The organism is Victivallis lenta (genome assembly GCF_009695545.1).
Lineage (GTDB): Bacteria > Verrucomicrobiota > Lentisphaeria > Victivallales > Victivallaceae > Victivallis > Victivallis lenta.
Genome location: NZ_VUNS01000022.1, coordinates 1 through 20,362, shown reverse-complemented (window position 1 = coordinate 20,362; position 20,362 = coordinate 1). Strand labels below are relative to the sequence as shown.

Here is a 20,362-nt window from a genome sequence, read left to right as displayed (position 1 = left end):
GGTGTTGAAACATACCGACGAACGGCTCGAAAATACCATTGCTATCTGCGAAGAGTTAACCGCCATAGAGAGTACGGTGGCATCTACTACTTCATGGACGTGTTGAGGAAAACGCATCTTGAGCAGCAATGGGATATGAAGCTTTGATGGCTGCATTGAGAGGTGATCGTGGTGACACTGTACACTACAGCTTTCGTCACCGACAAGCTGACTGATATTCTCAGAACTCATGGTTTTCTGCGACCAGCAAGTAGTGATTCTAAATACGCCTTGTGATATTGCCTGATTGCGGGCCGGGAGAGACCGGGAAATTCATTCGCACGGATAAGGTCGTCCGCGTTTTTCGGACGTGGATGGGCGGCTATGAAATCCCTTCGGGCGGCAGTTCGAGCGGTTTTCAGTTTGAGACCTGTCGCAAGATGCTTTTGCAGGTAAGCATTGTACTCCGCTCCCCATTGTATGCTCCGCTGTAATGCTTTCTCGTGTCGTTTCCGGTGAAATTTGCGAAACTTCTCGGCATCGTCGATGAGCTTCTGCAGGCAGGTGTAAACTGCCGCCTCCGAGTTCTTGCGACATGCGGCAAGCTCGCGGAGCGTTTCCGGAGAAAATTTCAATTTTTCGGTTGAAATCTGCAGGTCCATAGAAAAACCGGCGTTCCGATCTGTCGGTTCGGAACACCGTCTTAATGCGGCAGGGTTACTGTTTCTTCGCCGGAGATTTTTCCTGCGGCGGTCCGGGCTGAACTTTCCGGAAAACCCGGAGCAATCCATGTCCAGCCAGCGATTCGTGCGGCTGAACTAGCTTCAGCTCCGCCAGATACGGCAGTGCTTTCGCCGCCTGGCGCCGCGAAAGCCCGCACTGACGGGCAAGCTCATCCGTGGTCAGGACCGCTGACTCGCCTTTACCGATCAGGACCGATACCCGTCCGTAGACCAGTTTGATGTGCGGCGGCAGGTCCTCCCGTTCCAGAATTTCCGGGGGAATGAAAGCTCCGTTTTTCATTGGTCACCTGCCTTCCTGCAACACTTCGGAATGATGACCTCATCCTCCGGGATGCCGTTCGTCAGCAGGTCTTTGACGCTCTCCGGATCGATTCGGAGCAGGCGCGGGCTGATATGGACCGCTTTCAAGCGGCCGTTCTTGATGTAACGGTTCACGGAGTTGATCGATACGCCAAGAATTTGCGCGCATTCGCTGCGGGTGAGCTTCCGGCTGAGTTCGGGGATATTTCCTTCGTTGCGGTTTTCCGTGAGCAAGGTTTCCAGGCGTTGCGGTGTCAGGTCGGGAATATACTGCTGCAACAGAGTGGCTGCGGCCATCATGGCCGCTTGGGGGATCGGAATGAGTGCTTTCATTTTGGCTTTTCCTTTCTTGGTTCCGTTTTTTACGACTGGATCCGGGGATCGGCCAAAATATAGGAGTACGTTTCTGAACTTTTCTGAAAAAATGAGCTCATATCACATGATCATGAGTGAAATGAGCCCAAAAAATTTCCTGATTTTTTGTGATAGATTCTGAACCAGCTCTAAACTTCCCGCTTCTTTCGGACACGGCGAAGGTTGTCATGGGGCGAGGCGATACAGTTAAATTCCTTCAGGTATTGCCCTGCCGTGTACCGGTCATATTCGGCAGCGGCTTCTGTGGCAATGTCGATCGTCCGGTAGAAGTCCGCGTTGGCGGCACGCCGGGATTCCGCCTGTGCTTCCCGCAGGCGCCGCTGGATATTGACCCGCAAACTCTCCGGCAGGAACTTTTTCGAATTTCCGTTTTCCTGCAACTCATCTTCTCGCAGCATGTCCGCAATCGCATCCACACAGTCGGGAACCGTCGCCCAGTTGTCGATGTCATTGTATGCGCGGTGCAACCGGTGAATGTGACGATCCAAGGCGGCCACATCACCGCATGATTTTTCAATGTCCTTGGCTTGGAGTTGCTTGAGGATATCCACCGCCTGCTCCAAAAGCTTCTGGTCGAGGTTGGAGTCCTGCAGTTTCTGGCTGATCTCCTCACGGGTTTTGCAGCGGGTTTCCAGCAGCAAATCGTCTAGTTCGCGTTCAAAAATATCGAGCTGCATGACGGGAGCCAATAACCCCACCAGATAGGAGTTGACGCACATCTGCGCCAGCTTTTCTTTCTGTTCTCCCGTGAAAGCGGGATCTTTGGAAAGTTCATCAAACTGCTGCAGGGTACGGGCGGAAATCAGAAAGTTTCGGGTAATTCCGGTTTCGAGGGATTCTGCCATCAGATATACTGCCCGGTTCGGATTTTCCGCATCGAATTTTCCATCGGGAGGATGGTCTATGAGCTTCTGAGCAGCGGGCATATATTCCTGCAAACCGTCTATGGCAGTCAGGACGGTAGTGCCCGGAGGTGCGGCTTTCTGCAACGTTTCCGACAGTCCGTCCAGTGCCAGCTGGTAGAGGGTGACCCACTGAACTGCCTTGCCACTCCGTTTCGACTTCAAACCAAGCTTGAACAGCTTCCAAACGAGTTTCAGCCAAATCATCTGCCGACCTCCTTTCTTCAGGTGGTTACCGGAAATATAACTGTATACTCTTTTTTGTCAAGCGTTGAAGCTCAGGCATTAGATGCCAGATTATTCTACATTCATCCAAGTCAAAAACGGCACCTGCTCCAAGTTTGTCGCCGGCTTCCGCATACCTAAAAATATTTTTCGAGTCAACTTTTGTCTATACTAGAGCCGCAGCGGGACGAAAAGCCTTGATAAAATCGAACTTGCTTTTGCCTCCGGTACGTTCGGAGTAAACAAGTAAATCAAGTTCATAGTCCGCTTGGAGCCCCAGCCAGAATTGCGCTGACGTACCGAAATAGCGACTTAGTCTCATGGCTGTATCTGCTGTAATCGCCCGTTTGCCGTGCACAATCTGATTGATCCGACGAGGCGGTACGCCAATATCGCGCGCCAGCTTGTTTTGCGACAACTTCAGTGGTTGCAGATATTCCATATTCAAGACTTCGCCGGGATGTACCGGCTTCAAGTATTTTTCTTCGTTTGCCATTATATTTTTCTCCATTAATGATAATCTTCTATCTTTACTTCTTCAGCACCATCATTCCATCTGAACGTAATACGCCATTGGACATTGATTCGTATGCTGAAAAATCCCGGTCGTCCCTCCAATGCTTCCAGACGGTTTCCCGGAGGACTCCTTAAATCAAGCACATCGACAGCATTATGCAGCATTTTCAGTTTTCGACGCGCCGCTTCTTGAATATCTCCGGGCAACTTCGCTGAACGTTTGCCGTCGTATATTTTCTCTGTTTCTTTGTCTTTGAATCCATTTATCATATGTTCTAATTCCTGAATACAATATAACGCATCGCGTCATAATATCAAGTCTCTCATAGACTGCCTATTGGCAATTTCCATATTATGATACTTTGATTTTCTCCTACTCATTCACAACGGTTTCAAGCAATTTTGGCTCCTGCAGCTGTGGAGTCTTGGCTGAGTCCGCGATCTGAGCGATCAGCACATTCAGTTTCAGGATTTCCATGTCTGAAGCCGTATGAATATATTCCAGCAGCCGTTGACGCAGGATATTCCCGGTTCCAATTCCGTTTGAAGTTCCAAAAGAGTCGTTTCCTCCGGTCGTCAATCCTCTCATTAAGGCAAGCCCCTGCATTCTGGCCTTTTTGTCCGCATGACTCTGGTAATGTCGCGTCATGCTGGCGGTCAGGTGTCCGACGATACTCTGTACCACTGGAAGTGGAACCCCACGCATCCCGGCATAATAACAGAAGCAATGCCGAAGTGAATGAAAATCCTTCACGCTCTGTTTCCGGGTTCGTCCCGGAATTGAACGTTGTGTCTGGATGCCTAAAGAATGGAGATAACTGAGAATCCTGCAATTCAATACATTTTGGTGTTCCAGATACATCTTCGCGGCTTCCGGCAGGATATATTCTCCCTGACCGGAAACTTCATATTGTTCCCGCAGATAGTCGGCAAGTTCCCGTTCAATCGGAATATGAACTTCTGTTTTGGTTTTGCGAGTGATCCGATTGATCTCATGATGATAGAAATCCGGCTCACACAGGTTGGGGGAATACCCTTCGATTTCCTGCCAGCGGAGTGTGGCGACATCTCCAAGCCTCAGACCGCAGGTGATACCGATCGTGAACAGGCCCCGCATCAGCGGCGAGGGATTTTTGAAAATCAGTTCCAGTTCCTCTTCTGAGAAAATTTCTCGTTCCGCCGGGGCCAGTTTCAGTGGTTTGATGAAGTAGAATGGATTTTCTTCCAACGAATATCCCAGATCCGGAAGCAGAAATGTAAAAACCGCTTTGCAAGTCATCTGGTAACGGTTCAAAGTGGTGGCGCTCAAGTTTCCGCCGAACTCATAATCTTTGAACTTCTTCCGTTGCGGACAGCGTTTCTTGTTATAACTGATTGTCCGATTCCAGCGCCCGTTCTTCCGGATATGGGAAATATACGCCTCCGCGTGTGCGCGTTCCACTTCGTCCAGTGTTTTCAACTGATAGTTGTCTTTCAAAAAAGATACAAAGTCGATCCAATAGCGTTGAGATACTCGTAAGACCTGTTCCGAAGCGGAGCGACTGTGCGGTTTCTGCTGGGCCAGCTCGAACGCATCATCCAGAGTGATCGTCAAACGGGCTTTCAGCTTTTTCAGCTTAGCTTTTTCTTCCAGATACTCTTCTCGGGTTTCGATATCCCGAAGTTGTTTCTGCCGTTCCAAGAAATCACGGGCGGCGGCTTCCGCACGCCGTTCCTCCGTGATTTTCGCACCGCTTTCATCCCGCAGGATCATTGCCTTGCGTTTGTGATCCTTCGTCGTATACTGGAGTAAGTAGACTCCATTTTCTTTATATACCCGTCCCGTTCCTCGTGCGCGTCGTTTCTGCTTCATTGCTACCTCCGTATTGGTTGGTGTTGAGTTTTCCCGTCATCATTACTCCCAATGACGGGAAAACTCAACTAAACTTCCTCGTCCGAAGGGAAAAACTACGTCGTTTTTCCCTTCATGCCGAAACCACAAATTCGGCTTCAAATCATAACTTGCGTTCACTTGCTTTACATGCGGCATTTCACTATGGATCAAGAGTTTTTTCTGTGTAAAACGGCCTAAAATAACGAATCATTATAACGATGGATAAAGTTAAAATAAATCATTCATAATAAATACGTTATGACTCAAGATTCATTTGTTCTAATACACATCATCGCAATTCTGGCGGCAATGCTGCTGCCGGCCCTGAACAAAGCGCGGACCCGTGCCAGGATGACCACCGATCTGAACCAGCTCCGGCAGCTCGGCACGGCGGTGCTTTTCTACGCCAATGACAATCACGATTGTTTGATGACCATGAATCCCGCCTGGCCGAAGGGGGCCGGCCAGACCAGCGACATCTTTGGTGGTGTCGAGGAAACTCGAGACGGCGTCACCAAAAGACGCTGGTATTGGAATTTCGATCCTTATATTGAGGCGAAAAGGCTCTCGTTCTGTCCATTGCAGAATTTCCCTTTCAATGCTGATAAACATTATCCGACTTATGTCACCTACGGTTCCCGCCTCGACGGCCGGCGCATCACGAGTCCTCAGTTGGAGGAACCCATTCTTTTCTGCATGGCCCGCTCCACCTGGGGCAGCGGCGAGTGGCGTGGCCGTTACGCCTGCCACATGACCGACGGCAGCGGACGCCCGGAGGGGCAGCATCAATGGGTGCTCCGGGGCGATGTCCGCTGGGTGTCCCGTCGTGATACCCGGTATCTCGGCGACCGTTGAGGGGGGGAGATCCTTATGAGAAAGCGTTATGCGGTTTCCGTCTTTCTGCTGCTGCTCGCCTGCGGCGGATTGCCTGCGGCGGCTCTGATCGACGAATCCTTCCGGACGCTGGAGGCGCTGGAAAACATCTGCGAGGAGCGGACGGTCATCATGCCGGGGGAGTCCGGGCTGATTCTCGGCGGACCCGGTTCGAAAGGCGAAAAGGCCGGCATCCGGCTTGCGAGCCCGGCGCCGTTCGCCGGTTTCACGCTGAAGCTCGGTAATTTCCACTGGAGCCACAACGCCCCGCAAGGCGGCCACCCGACGGAGATTCTGCTGCTCAATTCGTTGAAGCAGGGGTACGTCGTCGCTCTGCGTTCCGGTGAACTGACGTTTTTCCGGCAGGATGCTCCGGGGCAGAGGACTGAACTGGGGCGGTGCGGCGGATTGTGGGCCGCCGGCACGGGCTTCACGGTTCCGCGCGAGTTTACGGTGTCGAGAACGGAGAACGGAAGGTGGAACCTCGGATTTTCCGGCATCGATCGGACGCTGGCGGCCGAAGACAACCGGTACCGGAATTTGAACAGCGTCTCCCTCACTTACGGAGTTTATATTCACGGTTATTCCGCCAATCTCGGTTCCGTGCTGCTGTACCGCGAAGAGAAGACCGGCCGGGAACATGGAGGCGGAGTCGCGTTCTTCGACCCGTGGGGCGGTTCCGCCGCCTCCGGTCCCGTCGCGTGTGCGGCGGAGGCCCTGCGGAAGGCCGGGCTCCGGGTCCGGCTGATTTCCGGCGGCGGGGAACGCCCGGCATTCGATGCCGCCGGCTGTCTGATCGTTCCCGGCGCCGCACTGGCGGACCGGGATCTTGAGGCCGTTCTCGACTATCTGCGTTCCGGCGGCAGGCTGCTGATCTGGGGCGAAATCGACTGGGAGCTCGGTTCACCCGCCGGACGCCGCTTCTGCGAACGGATTCTCGGCACCGTCCGGGCGCCGCGCTCCCGGCAGTGTTCGCCGCTGGCCCTGACGCCGGCGGGGGAACAGTATCCGGGGTTGCGGGCGCTCGACGGCTTCGCTCCCGGCAGCCTCGCACTGCTGCCGCTCGACAACTCCATCGAGAAGCAGACGCTGCTGCCGCAGGTCGAAACGGTCAATCTGGCCGAGGCGGTCTACGACGGCCGCAACTGGGTTCAGCAGCCCGACCGTTTCCGGGGGACGCCGCTTCAGCTCTCGATCCATCGCGGCGGAGAGTTCGCCGGCAGCCGCGTTCTCTATGCCGCATTGCCGCTGAAGCCGGAGAGCGCCGATTTCGCCCCGGTCATGAAGGCGCTGCTCGAATGCCTCGACCGCCCGGCCGGACCGTATGCGGAGGAGGGGCCGAGATCGGCCGGTCTCAACCGCCGCAACTTCTTCCGTTACCCCGGCGCGGTCATGGGGGCGCTCTGTTTTGCGAATTTCCGCTACCTCGGCGACCCGGTTTTCGACGAGGATCTCGATCTGGCCGAAATGCAGGTGGTCTGCTACTGCATCCCGTGGCTGGTCGAACCGCGGGACGGCGAGATCGTCGACTGGGAGCGGCTCGACGAAATCGTCGCCGGAGTCGGCCGCAAGGGGAAGAAGCTGATGCTCGACCCCTATCCGAGCAACTTCAACTGGAAGGCGTTCCGCTGGGTGCCGGACGATGCGGTGTATCAGCCTGAATTCGAACGGAAATACCTCGACGCCATGCGCCGGATCGCCCTCCGTTACAAAGAGAACCCTGTGCTGGTCGCGATGTGGTGCACGCCTCATACGCACTCCGCCGACTTCGCGGTTTACCGCACGCCGGAGAATCATCGGCTCTGGACGGATTACCTGCGTACCGTCAAAAAACTGTCGCTGCCGGAGCTGAACCGGCGCTACGGACTTTCTCTGAAGAGCTTTGACGAGGTCCCGTTTCCCGAGGAGGATGCGCAGCTGCCGTATAACATCGGCCCGCTCTGGAGCGACTATGTCGATTTTCACGTCTATTCCTATCAGAATTTTCTGCGGCGGACGATCCGGACGATCCGCGACGTCATCCCCGAACTGCCGCTGACCATTCGTTCCGCGTTCATGGACCCGGCGCTGTCGATGGCCGTCGCGGCGGAGTTTCCGGATGTCGCCACCCATATCGAATGCCTCGAAACCAGCATCAACACCGAGGGGTTCTACCGCTCCTATGCGCTCGGTTTCGGCATTCCGATCACCGGGGAGAACGGCTGGCCGAAGGCTTCGCCGGCCGCGACCCGCATGGCGCTGGCCGATTTTCTTCTGGGCAACTACGCCGCGCTGACCTATTCGTTCGACGGAATCCGCTGGGCCCGCGCGAGCTTTCCCGAATTCCGGGAAGTTGCGCTCGTCAGGCGGGAGATGGCCGGCGCCCGTTATCCGCAGCCGCAACTCGGCCTGCTGCTGCCGGATTCGACGCTGTACAGCAGCCGCCCCGCCAATTTCTTCAGCATCGAAAAACTTCCTTCGCTTGAATTCACCCTGGAACAGATGACCTGTCCCTTTGTCGGAGTCTCTTCGGAACTTCCGCGCCTTGACAAAATCAGGGTGCTGCTCGATACCGGCACGAACCGCGTGTTTTCCCCGCAGCTCAAACGGGAGCTGGCCGCCTTTCTGCGGCGCGGCGGCGTATTCGTCGGTTTTCCGGAAAGCGGGAAATACACCCGGGATGGCTCCGCGGGATTTCTCGAAAGCCTGAAACTGCCCGCCGAGCCGGGCGAGTATGCCGTCGGTTCCGGCAAGGTGATTCTGCTCCCCGGCGTGAAGGAGCAGAGCTGCGATTCGCTGCGGAAACTGTTCCGCCGCCTCGGGCTGAAGTCTCCGGTCGCCATCGACGTTCCGGTCTGTAACGCCCTGTTCGAGAAAGGCGATACGCGCTATCTGGTGCTCTTCGACAAACGGCGCGAGCTGGTCGGCTCCTTCTTCCGGGAATCCACCCACGACGCCGAAACGGCGAAGCTGCCCGCTCTGGAACTGACCGTTGCGCCGGAATTCGAATTCAGCGAAGTTCGTGATGCTGTGACCAATGTGCCGTATCCGGTCCGGGACGGCCGCATCCGGGTCAAGCTGCCGCCGGCCCGTTTTCTCGTGCTGCGTTTCGAGTGACGGCTGCGCCGCCGTCCGGGAAACGGTGAAAAGGTAAGCATTTGGGAGCACCGTTCCGGGATTTTTCCGCCGGAGCCGTTGTCCGGCTCCGGCCCGGCGGCTTTGCGCATTGCGTTTTCAAAGCTGGAATCGTCTGAAAGCAAATGAGATTTGCATGATGAGACGCACCCGGACTTGACAGTATGCTTTTGTTTGATATATTACATGATAAGTAAAGAAAAACGTAATATATGCGGAATGCAATTCCGGAAAAGAGAGAGTCCCGACTGATGAGCGGAAAATTGATGTATATGCAGATCGAGCAGGAGATTCGCGAGCGGATCCGCTCCGGCGTCTATGCGCCGGAGAGCCAGTTGCCCACCGAGAACGAGCTCGGCCGCGAATTCGGCGTGAGCCGGCTCACCGTCAGCAAGAGCCTTGCAAATCTCGTCAAGGAGAATCTGATCTCCCGCACCCGCGGGCGCGGTTCCTTCGTCAACGCCCGGCGCCGGGAAGCGCCGGAGAGTTTCGCCGATCCGGTTTCGGAGCCCGGCATCTTCAAGTTCATCAGCCCGCCGTATTCCAACGGCGACGGCATGGAACACAACCGCCTGCTCGAAGGGATGAACGATGCGGTGCGGCAGCAGGGCTATAACATCAGCATCGATTTTTTCAGCAGCATCGACGAAGAGCTCGAACTCCTGAAAAATTACACCAAGCCGATCAACAACGGTTTTGCCGTCTGGCCGGCCTCCGATCCGGCTACGCTCGAGCAGTTGAAGATCATGCAGCGCGACCGCTTTCCGTTCGTCCAGCTCGACAGCTATTTTGAGGAGCTGAACGGCAATTACCTGCTGACCGACAGCTCGGCGGGCGCCCGGATGGCGGTCCGGCACCTGTACGGGCTCGGTCACCGGGAGATCGCGTATCTGACCGCTCCGCTGGACCGGGTCAGTTTGTCGGAACGCTTTGCCGGCGTGCTGGCCGGGCTGGCCGGGGCCGGGCTCGGAATCGACGGCCGGATCGGCGTCATCCCTACCTCGGAGGAGGTGAATCTGCACAACATCAAAGAGCGGCAGCTGGATTTCATCCGCAGCTGGCTCGACCGGCAGCTGGGCGGCAGGACGCCCCCGACGGCGATTTTCTGCAGCAACGACACGCTGGCTGTTTCGGTGTTCAGGCTGCTGGAGGAAAAGGGCGTCCGGGTTCCCGACGAGATCAGCCTCGTCGGTTTCGACAATATCAGCGCCGCTTCATGGCTGCCGGTCCCGCTGACGACGGTCGCGCACGACTTTTTCAGGATCGGTTCGCTGGCCGGGAAGATCCTGATGCAGCAGCGGCGGGACTACAATACGCTGCCGGTCCAGTACCGTGTACAGCCGAATCTGATCGTTCGCAAGTCGACAGGCCCCGCGCCGGTAAAGTGACGCTCCGCATTCCCTGCTGTTCTCCTGCCGGGCCTTGCGGATGTGAGGCCGGAGGGGAGGCCCGGAGAAGTTACGTTGTCTCCCCCTCCGAACCCGCGGCGTATCCAATAAGCCGGATTGAAATTACGGCTGGATTCCTGCCTGCATCAGAAGCTTCTGGACCTCGCGGACGTCGACGTCGCGTGCGGCGATCTTATGCCGCGCCGCGAGGGCGGCTGCCGTGCCGACTCCCTGGCCGATGTTCAGGCAGATCGGCATGACGCGGAAATTCGAGTGCGCCTTGTGGGTCCCGTCGATGTTGCGCCCCGAAAGCAGCAGGCCGTCCAGTTTCTGCGGGATGCAGCAGCGGAACGGGATCGAATACTTGCCCTTCGAGCGGAATTTGTGCTGGGCGCCGTGTTCGTCGAGGCCGGGGCCCTTCAGACTGTGGATATCGAAATTGAACAGATTGCGCGTAGCGATCCAGTCATCGAAAAGCTTCGCTTCGACGATGTCGAATTCGGTCAGCTCGTAGAGCGCCTTGAAGTGCCGGGTTTCGCGGACGCCGACGTTCGAGGCGCTGGTGACCGCGTAGCAGTTCTCATAGCCCGGCACGAATTCGCGCAGGAACCGGATGATGCGGACCATCTGTTCGCGGCAGACGATCTCCGCCCGGGTCAGGTCGCGGACGCTGGTCCCGTCGATGCCGATGACGTTGGTCATGTTCACGCAGACTTCGCCGGGGAGGGGAGCCGGGTAGAGCAGCACATGCCCGGCCGGGAACGGCAGGTGTTCATGCCCGAGCGTCTGGATTTCACCCTTCGGCAGGTCGATCCGGCTTTCGAAGCTGCCCGGAAAGGCGGCGCGTTCGTGATCGACTCCGCCGATGCGGAACATGAGCGTGACCGGCTGGCAGACGTTGTCTTCCGGGCGGCCGAGAACGAACTCCGCTCCGGCCGCGGCGGCCGCGTCGCCGTCGCCGGTCGCGTCGATGACGGTGTGGGCGAGAATGACTTCGCGTCCGGACTTGCTTTCGGTGATGACTCCCTTCACGCAACCGGCCTCCACCACGGCCCCGGCGATGCGGGTGTGGTACTGAAGAGTCACGCCCGCTTCGAGCAGCAGTTCCTGCAACGCGGTCTTCTGCGCCTCGTGGGCGGTCGCCCAGCCGGCCGCGCGTTCGCTGGTCGCCGGGGGCAGGAGCGGCGAGGCTTTGGTCCGGGCGAAGATTTCGTCGAGAAGCGGGGATTCGGTTCCGCCGCACCAGTGCGACATCATGCCCGAGGTGGCCATGCCGCCGAGGCAGTTCGCCTGTTCGATCAGCATGGTTTTCGCGCCGTTCCGGGCGGCGCCGAGGGCGGCGCCGACTCCGGCCGGGCCGCCTCCGGCCACGAGGACATCGACTTCGGCGACGATCGGCAGGGATTTTTCCTTTTCCAGACGGGTCTGCATCGTATGAATCTCCATTGTTTTTGTTGGGCTCTCTCTTATAATTTAACTGTTTTTTCGGTTTAAACCTTGAAAAAGCGCGGGACAAATCTTAAATTATTACAGAAATGGAGAACGGCGATGAATTTGCAGAAAGCGATCCGGCAGCTGGAGCTGAAGCTCGGCACGGTGATCGATCTCGAAGTCCTTCATCCGGCGTTTGCGGAGATGCCGGAGCTTCAGCTTGCCCCCGACCAGTACCATCACCACGGTGATTTCTGCCGCTGGGCCAAGAAGCAGCCCGGCGGCATCAACGCATGCGCCGCGAACAAGGCGCGCAGCCGCAAGGTCGCCCTGCGCGGCCGTCCGTTCTGGGGATTCTGCCCGAAGGGAGTCTGGGATTACGCGCAGCCTGTGCTTTTCGACGGCGAACTCGCCGCGGTGATCTACCTCGGCTATCTGCTGCCGCCGGGGCATGAGTTCGCGCCGGGCTGGAACGGTCGCCGTCCCGGGGAGCTCTCCCGCGAGCGCCGCCGCGAGATCGGTTCCTACGCCGATTTTCTGGCGACTTATGTGCGGCTGGAGCTCGAATGCTACCGCGAATCGGTCACCGGGCGAGGCAAAAAGCGCGACGATTCCTATTATCTGGATCAGTGCCGCCACTTCATCGAACGCTCCTACCACCAGAATCCGGCCTTGAGCGATCTGGCGGAGATTCTGCATGTGAATGTGAATTATCTCGGCGGCGTGATCCGCCGGGTGGCCGGAAAGGGATTCCGCGAACTGCTGGCCGACCGGCGGCTGCAGGAGGCGGAGCACCTGCTTGAGCACTTCCACGGAAAATATTCGATCGGGGAGATCGGCCGCAAATGCGGATTTCCCGACAGCAATTATTTCTGCACGGTATTCCGAAAACGGACCGGTCTTTCGCCGCGGGAGTTCATCCGGCGGCACGAGGCGGACGAATCAGAAAGCGAAAGGAACGGCGATGACGGGTGACGGGATCATTTTGTGGGAAGCGCACCGCGGCGGCGGCGGTTATGAGCTGCCGGAGTCGACGCCGGTCGGTTTCGAATACGCCTGGATGCTCGGCGGCACGCCCGAGGCGGACGTGAATGCCACGGCGGACGGGCGGCTGCTTTCGCTGCACGACGGCAAACTCGGGCGCACCGCGCGGGAGATCGACGAGGAGACCGGCCGCACGCCGATTGCGGAGCTGCCGTATGCGCGGGTCCGTCGCTGCGATATCGGCAGCGACCGCTACCCGGAGCAGGTGATCCCATCGATCGACGAGCTTCTCGCCAAGCTGCGCGGCGATGTCCGGAAAGAGATCGTCATCGACTACAAGAATGCGCCGCTGGAGCAGCTTTCGGAGCTGATCGCCCGCTTCGGCGTCGCAAAGCAGCTTACGCTCGCCACCACCGACGAGGCGGTCGCCGCCCGCTTCAGGCAGCTCCAGCCTGAAGTCCGGATCAAGATCTGGCTCGGCGGCGCGCCGGGGGAGATCACGGCCCGTTTCGACGCGCTGGCCGCGCGGGAGTTCGGCGGTTTCGAACAGGTTCAGATCCATCTGAACGACGACCCGGAGCGGAAGTTCTGGCGTTACGCGCTTCCGCCGGACGAGGTGCGCCGCATGCTCGCCGCCGCGCAGGCGAAGGGGGTGCTGCTGCAGGCGCTGCCGTGGCAGTTCGAACGCGAAGACCTGTTTGCCGTGCTCGATCTCGGGGTGCGTTCGTTCGCGGTCGATTATCCGAACCGGTTCTGCCTGCTGTGCGCGGAATATTTTGCAGTCCGGACCTGGGAAAAGCCGCTCCGGTGAGCCGGACGGGAAGGGGAGACGATATGGATGTCATGACCGCGATTCTGGAGCGGACAAGCTACCGGGGCAGATATGAGGAGGTTCCGGTTCCCGAAGCGGACCTGAAGCGGATTCTGGAGGCCGGTCTCGCCGCTCCCTCCGGCTGCAACAAGCAGACCGTCAGCCTGATCGCGGTGAACGACGCGGAGTTGCTCGGCAGGCTTTACGATGTTGTCGTACCGCCGGTCGGCCACCGGGCTCCCGCGATGATCTGTGTGTTGACGCAGCGGATTCCGGCCTACCGGGACCGTTGTTTCAGTGTGCAGGACTATTCCGCCGCGATTGAAAACATGCTGCTGGCCATTGTCGGGCTCGGTTACCAGAGCTGTTGGATCGAAGGCCACATCACCGACGCCGACGCGATCGGCAGGAAGATGGCGGAGCTTCTGGGGGTTCCTGAGTCCTGTGAGCTGGTCTGCTTCCTGCCGGTCGGCCGTGCCGCGGAGCCGCCGGTCCGGGTCCGCAGGAAAAGCTTCGCCGAAAGAGCCTTCTTCAACGGTTTCGGCCCGGAGGCCGGGGATCGCGCGTCTGCGCGGTGAAGGCGCGCAGGCGCCTCTCTTTCCCGCGCATCGCCATTTTTGCACGATTCAGGAATACTCCGATTGATCTGGAGCCGTGCCGGATCATCGGAGTTCGTCGGTTGATAAGCTCTGAACCCGATTTTTTCGTATGGCGGAAAATCACCGCTTTTTTCCGTCCGGAGCTGCCGGCGGGAAAAAGCGGTGAAGAGATTCAGAAAAGGAAAGTTTCCTCAGTCGTCAAGGAAACCGTCGTCAAGGCCGAGCGGCAGCGGCGCCGGGCGTTCGCAGGTGCTCTCGATATCGACCGGTCTGCCGGCCGAGCTCGACTTGTCGAACGAGCACATGATCTCAAGCACGTGATATGCCAGCTTGTTGTTCGCGCGGTGCGGGCGGCCGGACTTGATCGCGTTGACCATATCCACCGCGCCGATGCTGCGCGAGTTGTCGGTGTAGCCGAACGGCATCGGCACATCCTGCCAATCCTCGTAACCCTTGCGGAAGACGCGGACCGGGCCGCCGAACGTGTTCGGGTCCGGAACCTGCAGCGAACCTTCCGAACCGTAGATTTCGATCGGGCAGTGGCCGTGCTTCCAGACGTCGAAGCTGCTGATCATGGTGATGAGCGCCCCGCATTCGAATTCGATCACGCCGGTCAGGTGGGTCGTGACGTTGATCGGGTAGACGGGCGGCTGCGTCTCCGGGCCGCCGGTGCGCATGTCGTCGAACTTCTTCGTGAAGGCCGTGACGCGCTTCGCGGGGCCGAGCATGTTGACCAGCGTCGTGATGTAGTACGGGCCGAGGTCCAGCATCGGGCCGGCGCCGTAATCGAAGAAGAACGGAGCCTGCGGCCACTTCTCCGGCCCGCGCCCCATGACGAGCGCGGTGCCGGCCAGCGGTTTGCCGATCCAGCCGTCGTCGATCAGCTTGCGGGCGGTCTGCTGGCCGCCGCCGAGGAACGTGTCCGGCGCGCAGCCGCAGCGGAGATTCTTCTCTTCGGCGAGCTTCATGACCTTCATCGCGTCTTCGAGGTTCACGCCGAACGGCTTTTCGGAATACGCATGTTTGCCGGCATTCAGGATCTCGAGGTCAACCCGCGAATGCTGTTTCGGCGGAGTCAGGTTCAGTACGACCTCGATTTCGGGGTCGGAGAGCAGCTCCGCGTTGGTCCCGTCCGGATTCGCGTCGTAGGCGCGGAAGGTCTCTTCGCTGTATCCGAACTCCTTGAATTCGTCGCGCTTCGCGGCGGCGCGGCCCGGAACGATGTCCGACCCCGCCACGATTTCGATGTTGCGGAAGCGGGAGGCCGCCTTCAGGTAGGCGCCGGAGATCATGCCGCAGCCGATCACGCCGAGTTTCGTTTTCTTCATCTTGAAATCCATTCCTTGTTCTGTGACAGTTATGCGATGACGCTCAACGGTTGCCGATGCAGAGGCCGTTTTTCGTCAGATACTGATAGCTTTTCTTTATGCCGCGGTAGATGTCGATCGCGCAGTTGTCGAGTTCGACGATGACCCACTTCACGAGCTTCGGATCGGCCTCCGCGAGAATCGCCGGAATCGGCAGCTTGCCGGAACCGAGCGGAATCAGCGGGATATCCGGGTCAAGCACGCCGTCCTTCATATGGATGAGGATCGTTCTTTCGCGGTAGCGCTTCATGACTTCGACCGGATCGGCCTTGCCGTGGTTCGCGGACCAGTAGCAGTCGATCTCGAACTTCATCTTCGGGCAGAGCTCGGCGTAGATGTCGTAGGCCGGCCGGCCGTCGACAAGGTCGAACTCGAATGCGTGATTGTGCTGGAAGAGAGTGATTCCCTGCTTCTCGAGCTTTTCCTGCCAGACGGAGGTCATCTCCGCCGTGCGCCTGATCGCGTCCATATCCCTGAATTCGTTCGGGCCGAAGCCGCAGACGCAGGTGGAGAGCCCGAGTTCGCCGAGCGTGTCGACGATCTCCGGAATCTGCTCCTCCGAACGGCACCAGGGGCCGTGTGCCGAACAGACCTCCATGCCGAGGTCGTTCACGATTTTCCGGAACTCCGCCGGCTTCAGGTCGTAGAAGCCGGCCGGCTCCACGCCCTTGAATCCGATGATCGAAACCAGCTTCAGAACATCCACGAAATCCTTGGCGCACTGATCGCGGAATGAATAAAGCTGTACTGCCGCCTGAAACATGACCCGACTCCTGATTGATGTTCCCCGAAAAGCAGCCGTTTCTTCGGCCGCGGACTCCGGGTCTTTCGGACTGGCTGCCCAAAAGCTCCGGGCCCTTTTCGGGAGCCCCTCCCGCTGAAAAGACCGTGCCCGACACTGCGTATCGTGCCCGTCTGAAAGACCGTGCCCGACACTGCGTATCGTGCCCGTCTGAAAGACCGTGCCCGACACTGCGTATCGTGCCCGTCTGAAAGACCGTGCCCGACACTGCGCATCGTGCCCGTCTCCGATGTACCGTGCGGCTCCGCCGTACTTACACCTGCGGGAAAGGCATTGTTAATATTTTGATGGTGTGGTATACCATCCCCTTTTTTTTCGAAATTCAATACATCCGAATATTGCAAAAAAACAAATACTTTATATATTTTATAACGTGGAGAAGGTTTTGACAATTTACCAAACCTATTATTTTTTTACCACTTATCTCTTGAGGCGGAAAATATGCAGGGAATCAACCGGCCGACCGAACTTCTGGGGGTCAGCATTTTCATCGCCCCCGCCAACCGTCCGATCCGGCCGGTTGAAATCGCTCCCGGCACCGAAATCGTCGAGGTCATGATCGGCGGTCGTATTTTTTTCGAGCAGGAAGGGACGGTCCGGGAGTATGAGCGCGGAACGATCTTCTGGCATACGGCGGGCGAATACACGATCTTCCGAACGCCGCCGGACGATCCGTACCGCTGTCTCGCCGTCCGCTTCCGGGTCCCGGAGGACCGCCGGACGGTGCCGAGGGTGAGCGGCTGGAGCAGCGAGCCCGCGCTGGACGCATTTGTCGACGAAGCGGTCGGCCGTTTCCACGACGAAACGATCGACCGCACCTATCTTTGCGAATACGTGCACCGGCGGCTGTTCTGGGAGAGCTACATCTGCAGCCGGCGCAACGCGGCGGCCGCCTACCCGAAGCCGCTGGCCCGGGCGCTGGCGATGATGCGCGACACGAAGGTGCTGACCTTCTCGGTCAGGGACATGGCGCTGCGGGCCGGCGTCAGCGAGCCGTATTTATATGCGCTTTTTCACAAACATCTCGGTGTGAGTCCGCATCAATATCTGCTGAATTACCGGCTGCGGCTGGCCCGCATCCGGCTGGCGGGCAGCGACGACAATATCAAGACCATTTCGGAGGAGTGCGGATTCGAGAACCTCGAGAGCTTCTACCGCGCCTTCCGCCGCACTTCGGGGATGCCGCCCGGAGAGTATCGCCGGCGGCAGCAGCCGAACGGCTGAAGCACTGCCGTTCCGGGACGAAAAAAGGGAGAACCGGGGGGCGCGCCCGATTCTCCTGATCCGACAGTCGGAAAACTTCCGTTTCCCGGCGCACTCGGTTTCCGTTCGTTTTCTCCGGTCTCTCCGGGAATCACTGCCCGAAGCCGCCCCGTCCCCCTTCCGGCGGTTCGCCGCCGTCTCCGGCTTCGGCCGGAACAGCGGACTCCGGCCGGGAAAATGCGGCAAATATGAACAACCCCAGCACGGTTGCCGCCACCAGGATCAAAAACGAACACTTCATGCGGCTAGTCGCCGCTGCGGACCATGGCGACCGGTTCGATCGCATATCCGCAGGAAACGGAAGCCGCCGCCAGAAGCATGGCCAGGAACATGTTTGATTTATTTGATTTCTTTTCCATCTCATCACCTTTCCGCACGGATTGCATCTCTCCTCTTCTCCGTGCTGCTTATATCATAACATACACCGCCGGTATTGCCGGAAGATTGCCGAAAGATTACAATCCGGCAATGTTGCGGAAAAAGAAAAATTCCGGATTTTTCAAAAATTTGACCTGAAAAAGCCGGAATTCCGCTTGCATTTCCACCGGAACCGGTGTATATTAACTTTCCATTGACAGGAACAATCCGTCAATCACGTGCACCCATAGCTCAATTGGATAGAGCGTCTGGCTACGGACCAGAAGGTTAGGGGTTCAAGTCCCTTTGGGTGTACCATTTTACCCTCAGATTCCTCAAAAAAGTGCCATTCGGTGCCGTTCCCGCCTTTCAATCCTCGAAATCAGTGGTATTTTAGCTCACAAGGATAGTTACGAGGAAACAGGGCAATGGCGAGGAAAGTCATGAAGCAGGAAGTCGGCACCATCTACCAGAAACCAAGCGGAATTTACTATTATCGCTATCAGATCAATGGTGAACGAAAAGCGATCAGCCTGAAAACCAAGAATCAGGAAGAAGCGAAACGGAAAGTCAAAGAGCTGCTTCCGATTCTGAAAGCAACCAGCATAGAGGTCGTTTCGGCACATGTCGCTCACGCGCGCAATCTGATCAAACCGGCAAACGTGTTGCCGCTTACCGAGGTGTGGAACACTTATTCCAAGCATCCGAACCGCGCTACCCCTGCGACCGTAAACGAACGGCTCAATTATGAAGCCGACTTGCGAGATTTTCTGGCATCTCTGCCGGAAAGCTGCCAATATCTTCACGAAGTGACGCCGGAACTCGCCGATGCCTATGCGCAAAAGCTCCGGGAACGTCAACTGGCCGTTGATACGCACAACCGTAAGATCAAACGGTTGCGGAAAATCTTCTCTACTCTTATTGAGTATTGTCCCGACGGTTCTCCTTTTCAATCTCCTGTCCTGTGGCGTAAAGACCGCGAAGAGCAGGAACACAATACACGCCGTCTTGCCTTTACTCGCGAGCAGGAACAGGCATTGCTGGACGTACTGGCCGATTCTACGCACAAAGTGAAGAACAAGCCGGAAATCCGGGTCATCTATCATCTGGGGATGTTTACCGGCCAGCGGCTGAAAGACTGTGTTCTGCTGCAATGGCATAAGGTTGATCTTGAACGGCGGCGCATCTGGGTCAAGCAATTCAAGACCGGAAAAGAAGTTACAATACCAATCGCCGATCAGTTATTGACGGTGCTTCAGGAAGCGTTGGCATGGAAGCGTGATGAATATATCTGCCCGAACTGTGCGGCTCGCTATAAACAGAAAGACGCCAGCGGCAAAGATGTCGGATGCAATAAAGTCGGCCTGGATATCCTCCGGGTGATCCGCTGGATCGGGTTGGAGCCATCCGTGGAGGTGCCGGGGCGCAAGAAGAAGGCAACGGTCTACGGCTTTCATTCCCTGCGCCACAGCTTTGCCAGTCATTGTGCCGAAGCGGGCGTCCCGAAAGCCGTATTGCTTTCAATTCTCGGCACTGACTCTGATATAGCTGATAAATACTATATTCATGTCGGAGAGGAGGCCCAAATGGAAGCGATTGCAGCGGTGGCTTCTATCACGACCAAATCCGACCGTCAGCGGATCGAAGAAGTATTGAAGTTGCTCGATATCCCCGATATCCCTGCCGAGGAAATTTTGAACCGTGTCCGGCACGTCCTGAAAGTATAAATACTTATTTATAATAGCTTGTATCTTGAGGCTAAGCCTCCAGAAAATGAAACTGGGGGCTTTCTTTTTGAGACGTTTCACCCTGAAAATGAGTCTGCAAGTGGAGAATTTGAAACGATGATTTTGAGATTCTGAGCGTAAAGTTCCAGTTTCAAATTTGAAAGTTTCATTTGGCCATATGCCGATTCATTGAATTAGCCAATCATGGTTTGGATAATTAAGTTTTATATCATTTTGCTTAAATATCACGTCCAGATATAAGTTGTCATCCATCTGTTGCTCTCGATGTAGAATTTGAAATTTGAGATGTTAAACCGTCGAGAAATATTTTACTTCGGGTAAGCTATCAGTGCAGTATTGCCCCCCAATACAGATATTTCAAGAATATGGAAAAGGCAAAGTTTCAATACGGTATTGCTGTGTTTGGACTGCAATAAATATCATCGATCCGAGCCGCAAGACAGGAGTACAGGGAGAGCTGATTGGAGGCGAAAACGGCATGAATTTCATTGGATATGCTTGGCAGAATTGCTGACTATTTGGGTTCACCTCAAAATCGGGTAGACAACAATTTAAAGGTTCGGCGGGAAGCTCTCTCCCCGCCGAACCTTCATAATTATTCTTCCATATCGTCGTGGGATAAAATGTATCGTGTTAAATCAGTGTTGCGATATCTGACGCTGGTGCCGACCATCTTCCGCTTGAATGGGAAATAGCCTTCCCGCTCAAGCCG

19 protein-coding genes and 1 tRNA gene are annotated in these 20,362 nt (G+C 57.0%); 9 read left to right on the top strand and 11 right to left on the bottom strand.

Going from position 1 to position 20,362, the window contains the following annotated elements; translation table 11 throughout:
• Positions 1-227 precede the first annotated feature (227 nt).
• The 7 genes from FYJ85_RS16810 to FYJ85_RS16780 form a co-directional block, all read right to left on the bottom strand.
• A complete protein-coding gene (locus tag FYJ85_RS16810; protein ID WP_154419598.1) occupies positions 228-641 on the bottom strand; it encodes a hypothetical protein in 414 nt (137 codons plus the stop codon).
• A gap of 55 nt (positions 642-696) precedes the next feature.
• Positions 697-1,002: a hypothetical protein gene (locus FYJ85_RS16805; protein ID WP_154419596.1), complete on the bottom strand. Its 306-nt coding sequence runs from the start codon at positions 1,000-1,002 to the stop codon at positions 697-699.
• Positions 999-1,355 (bottom strand): helix-turn-helix domain-containing protein, encoded by a 357-nt coding sequence (locus tag FYJ85_RS16800; RefSeq protein WP_206213256.1) that lies wholly within the window; start codon positions 1,353-1,355, stop codon positions 999-1,001. The genes FYJ85_RS16805 and FYJ85_RS16800 overlap by 4 nt, the downstream gene beginning before the upstream one ends.
• A gap of 170 nt (positions 1,356-1,525) precedes the next feature.
• Positions 1,526-2,506 (bottom strand): hypothetical protein, encoded by a 981-nt coding sequence (locus FYJ85_RS16795; protein WP_154419594.1) that lies wholly within the window; start codon positions 2,504-2,506, stop codon positions 1,526-1,528.
• 184 nt (positions 2,507-2,690) lie between these two features.
• Positions 2,691-3,020: a HigA family addiction module antitoxin gene (locus FYJ85_RS16790; protein WP_154419592.1), complete on the bottom strand. Its 330-nt coding sequence runs from the start codon at positions 3,018-3,020 to the stop codon at positions 2,691-2,693.
• Positions 3,021-3,034: 14 nt separating this feature from the next.
• Positions 3,035-3,310, bottom strand: a complete 276-nt coding sequence (locus FYJ85_RS16785; RefSeq protein WP_154419590.1) for a type II toxin-antitoxin system RelE/ParE family toxin — start codon at positions 3,308-3,310, stop codon at positions 3,035-3,037.
• 103 nt (positions 3,311-3,413) lie between these two features.
• Positions 3,414-4,892 (bottom strand): tyrosine-type recombinase/integrase, encoded by a 1,479-nt coding sequence (locus tag FYJ85_RS16780; protein ID WP_154419588.1) that lies wholly within the window; start codon positions 4,890-4,892, stop codon positions 3,414-3,416.
• A gap of 279 nt (positions 4,893-5,171) precedes the next feature.
• On the opposite strand from FYJ85_RS16780, the gene FYJ85_RS16775 reads away from it, so the two are divergent.
• The 3 genes from FYJ85_RS16775 to FYJ85_RS16765 all read left to right on the top strand — a co-directional run bounded on the left by FYJ85_RS16775 (position 5,172) and on the right by FYJ85_RS16765 (position 10,288).
• Entirely contained in the window at positions 5,172-5,768 is a 597-nt protein-coding gene (locus FYJ85_RS16775; protein ID WP_154419586.1) for a type II secretion system protein, read from the top strand.
• A gap of 15 nt (positions 5,769-5,783) precedes the next feature.
• Entirely contained in the window at positions 5,784-8,882 is a 3,099-nt protein-coding gene (locus FYJ85_RS16770) for a beta-galactosidase (protein WP_154419584.1), read from the top strand.
• Positions 8,883-9,151: 269 nt separating this feature from the next.
• Positions 9,152-10,288: a GntR family transcriptional regulator gene (locus tag FYJ85_RS16765; protein WP_206213255.1), complete on the top strand. Its 1,137-nt coding sequence runs from the start codon at positions 9,152-9,154 to the stop codon at positions 10,286-10,288.
• Between the two features lie 123 nt (positions 10,289-10,411).
• On the opposite strand, the gene FYJ85_RS16760 is transcribed toward FYJ85_RS16765, so the two are convergent.
• On the bottom strand, positions 10,412-11,719 hold the full coding sequence (locus tag FYJ85_RS16760; RefSeq protein WP_154419580.1) for an FAD-dependent oxidoreductase: 1,308 nt from the start codon (positions 11,717-11,719) through the stop codon (positions 10,412-10,414).
• A 117-nt stretch (positions 11,720-11,836) separates the two neighbouring features.
• On the opposite strand from FYJ85_RS16760, the gene FYJ85_RS16755 reads away from it, so the two are divergent.
• From FYJ85_RS16755 to FYJ85_RS16745, 3 genes are read left to right on the top strand one after another with little or no spacing between them, the layout of a single operon-like run.
• Positions 11,837-12,694: a helix-turn-helix domain-containing protein gene (locus FYJ85_RS16755; protein WP_106052698.1), complete on the top strand. Its 858-nt coding sequence runs from the start codon at positions 11,837-11,839 to the stop codon at positions 12,692-12,694.
• On the top strand, positions 12,684-13,514 hold the full coding sequence (locus FYJ85_RS16750) for a glycerophosphodiester phosphodiesterase (RefSeq protein ID WP_154419578.1): 831 nt from the start codon (positions 12,684-12,686) through the stop codon (positions 13,512-13,514). Before FYJ85_RS16755 ends, FYJ85_RS16750 begins: the two co-directional genes overlap by 11 nt.
• Before the next feature lie 23 nt (positions 13,515-13,537).
• Positions 13,538-14,092 carry a nitroreductase family protein gene (locus tag FYJ85_RS16745; RefSeq protein WP_106052696.1) on the top strand — a complete coding sequence of 185 codons (555 nt, stop codon included), beginning with the start codon at positions 13,538-13,540 and terminating at the stop codon, positions 14,090-14,092.
• Positions 14,093-14,304: 212 nt separating this feature from the next.
• Here the strand turns inward: FYJ85_RS16745 and FYJ85_RS16740 are convergent, their stop codons facing one another.
• Entirely contained in the window at positions 14,305-15,441 is a 1,137-nt protein-coding gene (locus FYJ85_RS16740) for a Gfo/Idh/MocA family protein (protein ID WP_106052695.1), read from the bottom strand.
• 43 nt (positions 15,442-15,484) lie between these two features.
• The gene (locus FYJ85_RS16735) at positions 15,485-16,243 is read right to left on the bottom strand and encodes a sugar phosphate isomerase/epimerase family protein (RefSeq protein WP_154419577.1); all 759 of its coding nucleotides are present in this window, start codon (positions 16,241-16,243) and stop codon (positions 15,485-15,487) included.
• A 480-nt stretch (positions 16,244-16,723) separates the two neighbouring features.
• Between FYJ85_RS16735 and FYJ85_RS16730 the strand changes: the two genes are divergently transcribed.
• Complete coding sequence (locus FYJ85_RS16730; RefSeq protein ID WP_106052693.1) at positions 16,724-17,506, top strand: helix-turn-helix transcriptional regulator; 783 nt, start codon at positions 16,724-16,726, stop codon at positions 17,504-17,506.
• 130 nt (positions 17,507-17,636) lie between these two features.
• On the opposite strand, the gene FYJ85_RS16725 is transcribed toward FYJ85_RS16730, so the two are convergent.
• Complete coding sequence (locus FYJ85_RS16725; RefSeq protein ID WP_154419576.1) at positions 17,637-17,786, bottom strand: hypothetical protein; 150 nt, start codon at positions 17,784-17,786, stop codon at positions 17,637-17,639.
• Positions 17,787-18,143: 357 nt separating this feature from the next.
• Here FYJ85_RS16725 and FYJ85_RS16720 point away from each other — a divergent pair.
• Positions 18,144-18,220: transfer RNA gene (locus FYJ85_RS16720), tRNA-Arg, on the top strand.
• A 125-nt stretch (positions 18,221-18,345) separates the two neighbouring features.
• Complete coding sequence (locus tag FYJ85_RS16715; protein WP_206213254.1) at positions 18,346-19,629, top strand: tyrosine-type recombinase/integrase; 1,284 nt, start codon at positions 18,346-18,348, stop codon at positions 19,627-19,629.
• Positions 19,630-20,362 lie beyond the last annotated feature (733 nt).

Bases quoted from the DNA above. Each gene is read 5' to 3' on its own strand.
- FYJ85_RS16775 (WP_154419586.1), top strand. From the start codon at position 5,172: ATGACTCAAGATTCATTTGTTCTAATACACATCATCGCAATTCTGGCG.
- FYJ85_RS16770 (WP_154419584.1), top strand. From the start codon at position 5,784: ATGAGAAAGCGTTATGCGGTTTCCGTCTTTCTGCTGCTGCTCGCCTGC.
- FYJ85_RS16810 (WP_154419598.1), bottom strand. From the start codon at position 641: ATGGACCTGCAGATTTCAACCGAAAAATTGAAATTTTCTCCGGAAACG.
- FYJ85_RS16750 (WP_154419578.1), top strand. From the start codon at position 12,684: ATGACGGGTGACGGGATCATTTTGTGGGAAGCGCACCGCGGCGGCGGC.
- FYJ85_RS16760 (WP_154419580.1), bottom strand. From the start codon at position 11,719: ATGCAGACCCGTCTGGAAAAGGAAAAATCCCTGCCGATCGTCGCCGAA.
- FYJ85_RS16785 (WP_154419590.1), bottom strand. From the start codon at position 3,310: ATGATAAATGGATTCAAAGACAAAGAAACAGAGAAAATATACGACGGC.
- FYJ85_RS16755 (WP_106052698.1), top strand. From the start codon at position 11,837: ATGAATTTGCAGAAAGCGATCCGGCAGCTGGAGCTGAAGCTCGGCACG.
- FYJ85_RS16795 (WP_154419594.1), bottom strand. From the start codon at position 2,506: ATGATTTGGCTGAAACTCGTTTGGAAGCTGTTCAAGCTTGGTTTGAAG.
- FYJ85_RS16800 (WP_206213256.1), bottom strand. From the start codon at position 1,355: ATGAAAGCACTCATTCCGATCCCCCAAGCGGCCATGATGGCCGCAGCC.
- FYJ85_RS16805 (WP_154419596.1), bottom strand. From the start codon at position 1,002: ATGAAAAACGGAGCTTTCATTCCCCCGGAAATTCTGGAACGGGAGGAC.
- FYJ85_RS16780 (WP_154419588.1), bottom strand. From the start codon at position 4,892: ATGAAGCAGAAACGACGCGCACGAGGAACGGGACGGGTATATAAAGAA.
- FYJ85_RS16725 (WP_154419576.1), bottom strand. From the start codon at position 17,786: ATGAAGTGTTCGTTTTTGATCCTGGTGGCGGCAACCGTGCTGGGGTTG.
- FYJ85_RS16740 (WP_106052695.1), bottom strand. From the start codon at position 15,441: ATGAAGAAAACGAAACTCGGCGTGATCGGCTGCGGCATGATCTCCGGC.
- FYJ85_RS16745 (WP_106052696.1), top strand. From the start codon at position 13,538: ATGGATGTCATGACCGCGATTCTGGAGCGGACAAGCTACCGGGGCAGA.
- FYJ85_RS16765 (WP_206213255.1), top strand. From the start codon at position 9,152: ATGAGCGGAAAATTGATGTATATGCAGATCGAGCAGGAGATTCGCGAG.
- FYJ85_RS16730 (WP_106052693.1), top strand. From the start codon at position 16,724: ATGCAGGGAATCAACCGGCCGACCGAACTTCTGGGGGTCAGCATTTTC.
- FYJ85_RS16735 (WP_154419577.1), bottom strand. From the start codon at position 16,243: ATGTTTCAGGCGGCAGTACAGCTTTATTCATTCCGCGATCAGTGCGCC.
- FYJ85_RS16715 (WP_206213254.1), top strand. From the start codon at position 18,346: ATGAAGCAGGAAGTCGGCACCATCTACCAGAAACCAAGCGGAATTTAC.
- FYJ85_RS16790 (WP_154419592.1), bottom strand. From the start codon at position 3,020: ATGGCAAACGAAGAAAAATACTTGAAGCCGGTACATCCCGGCGAAGTC.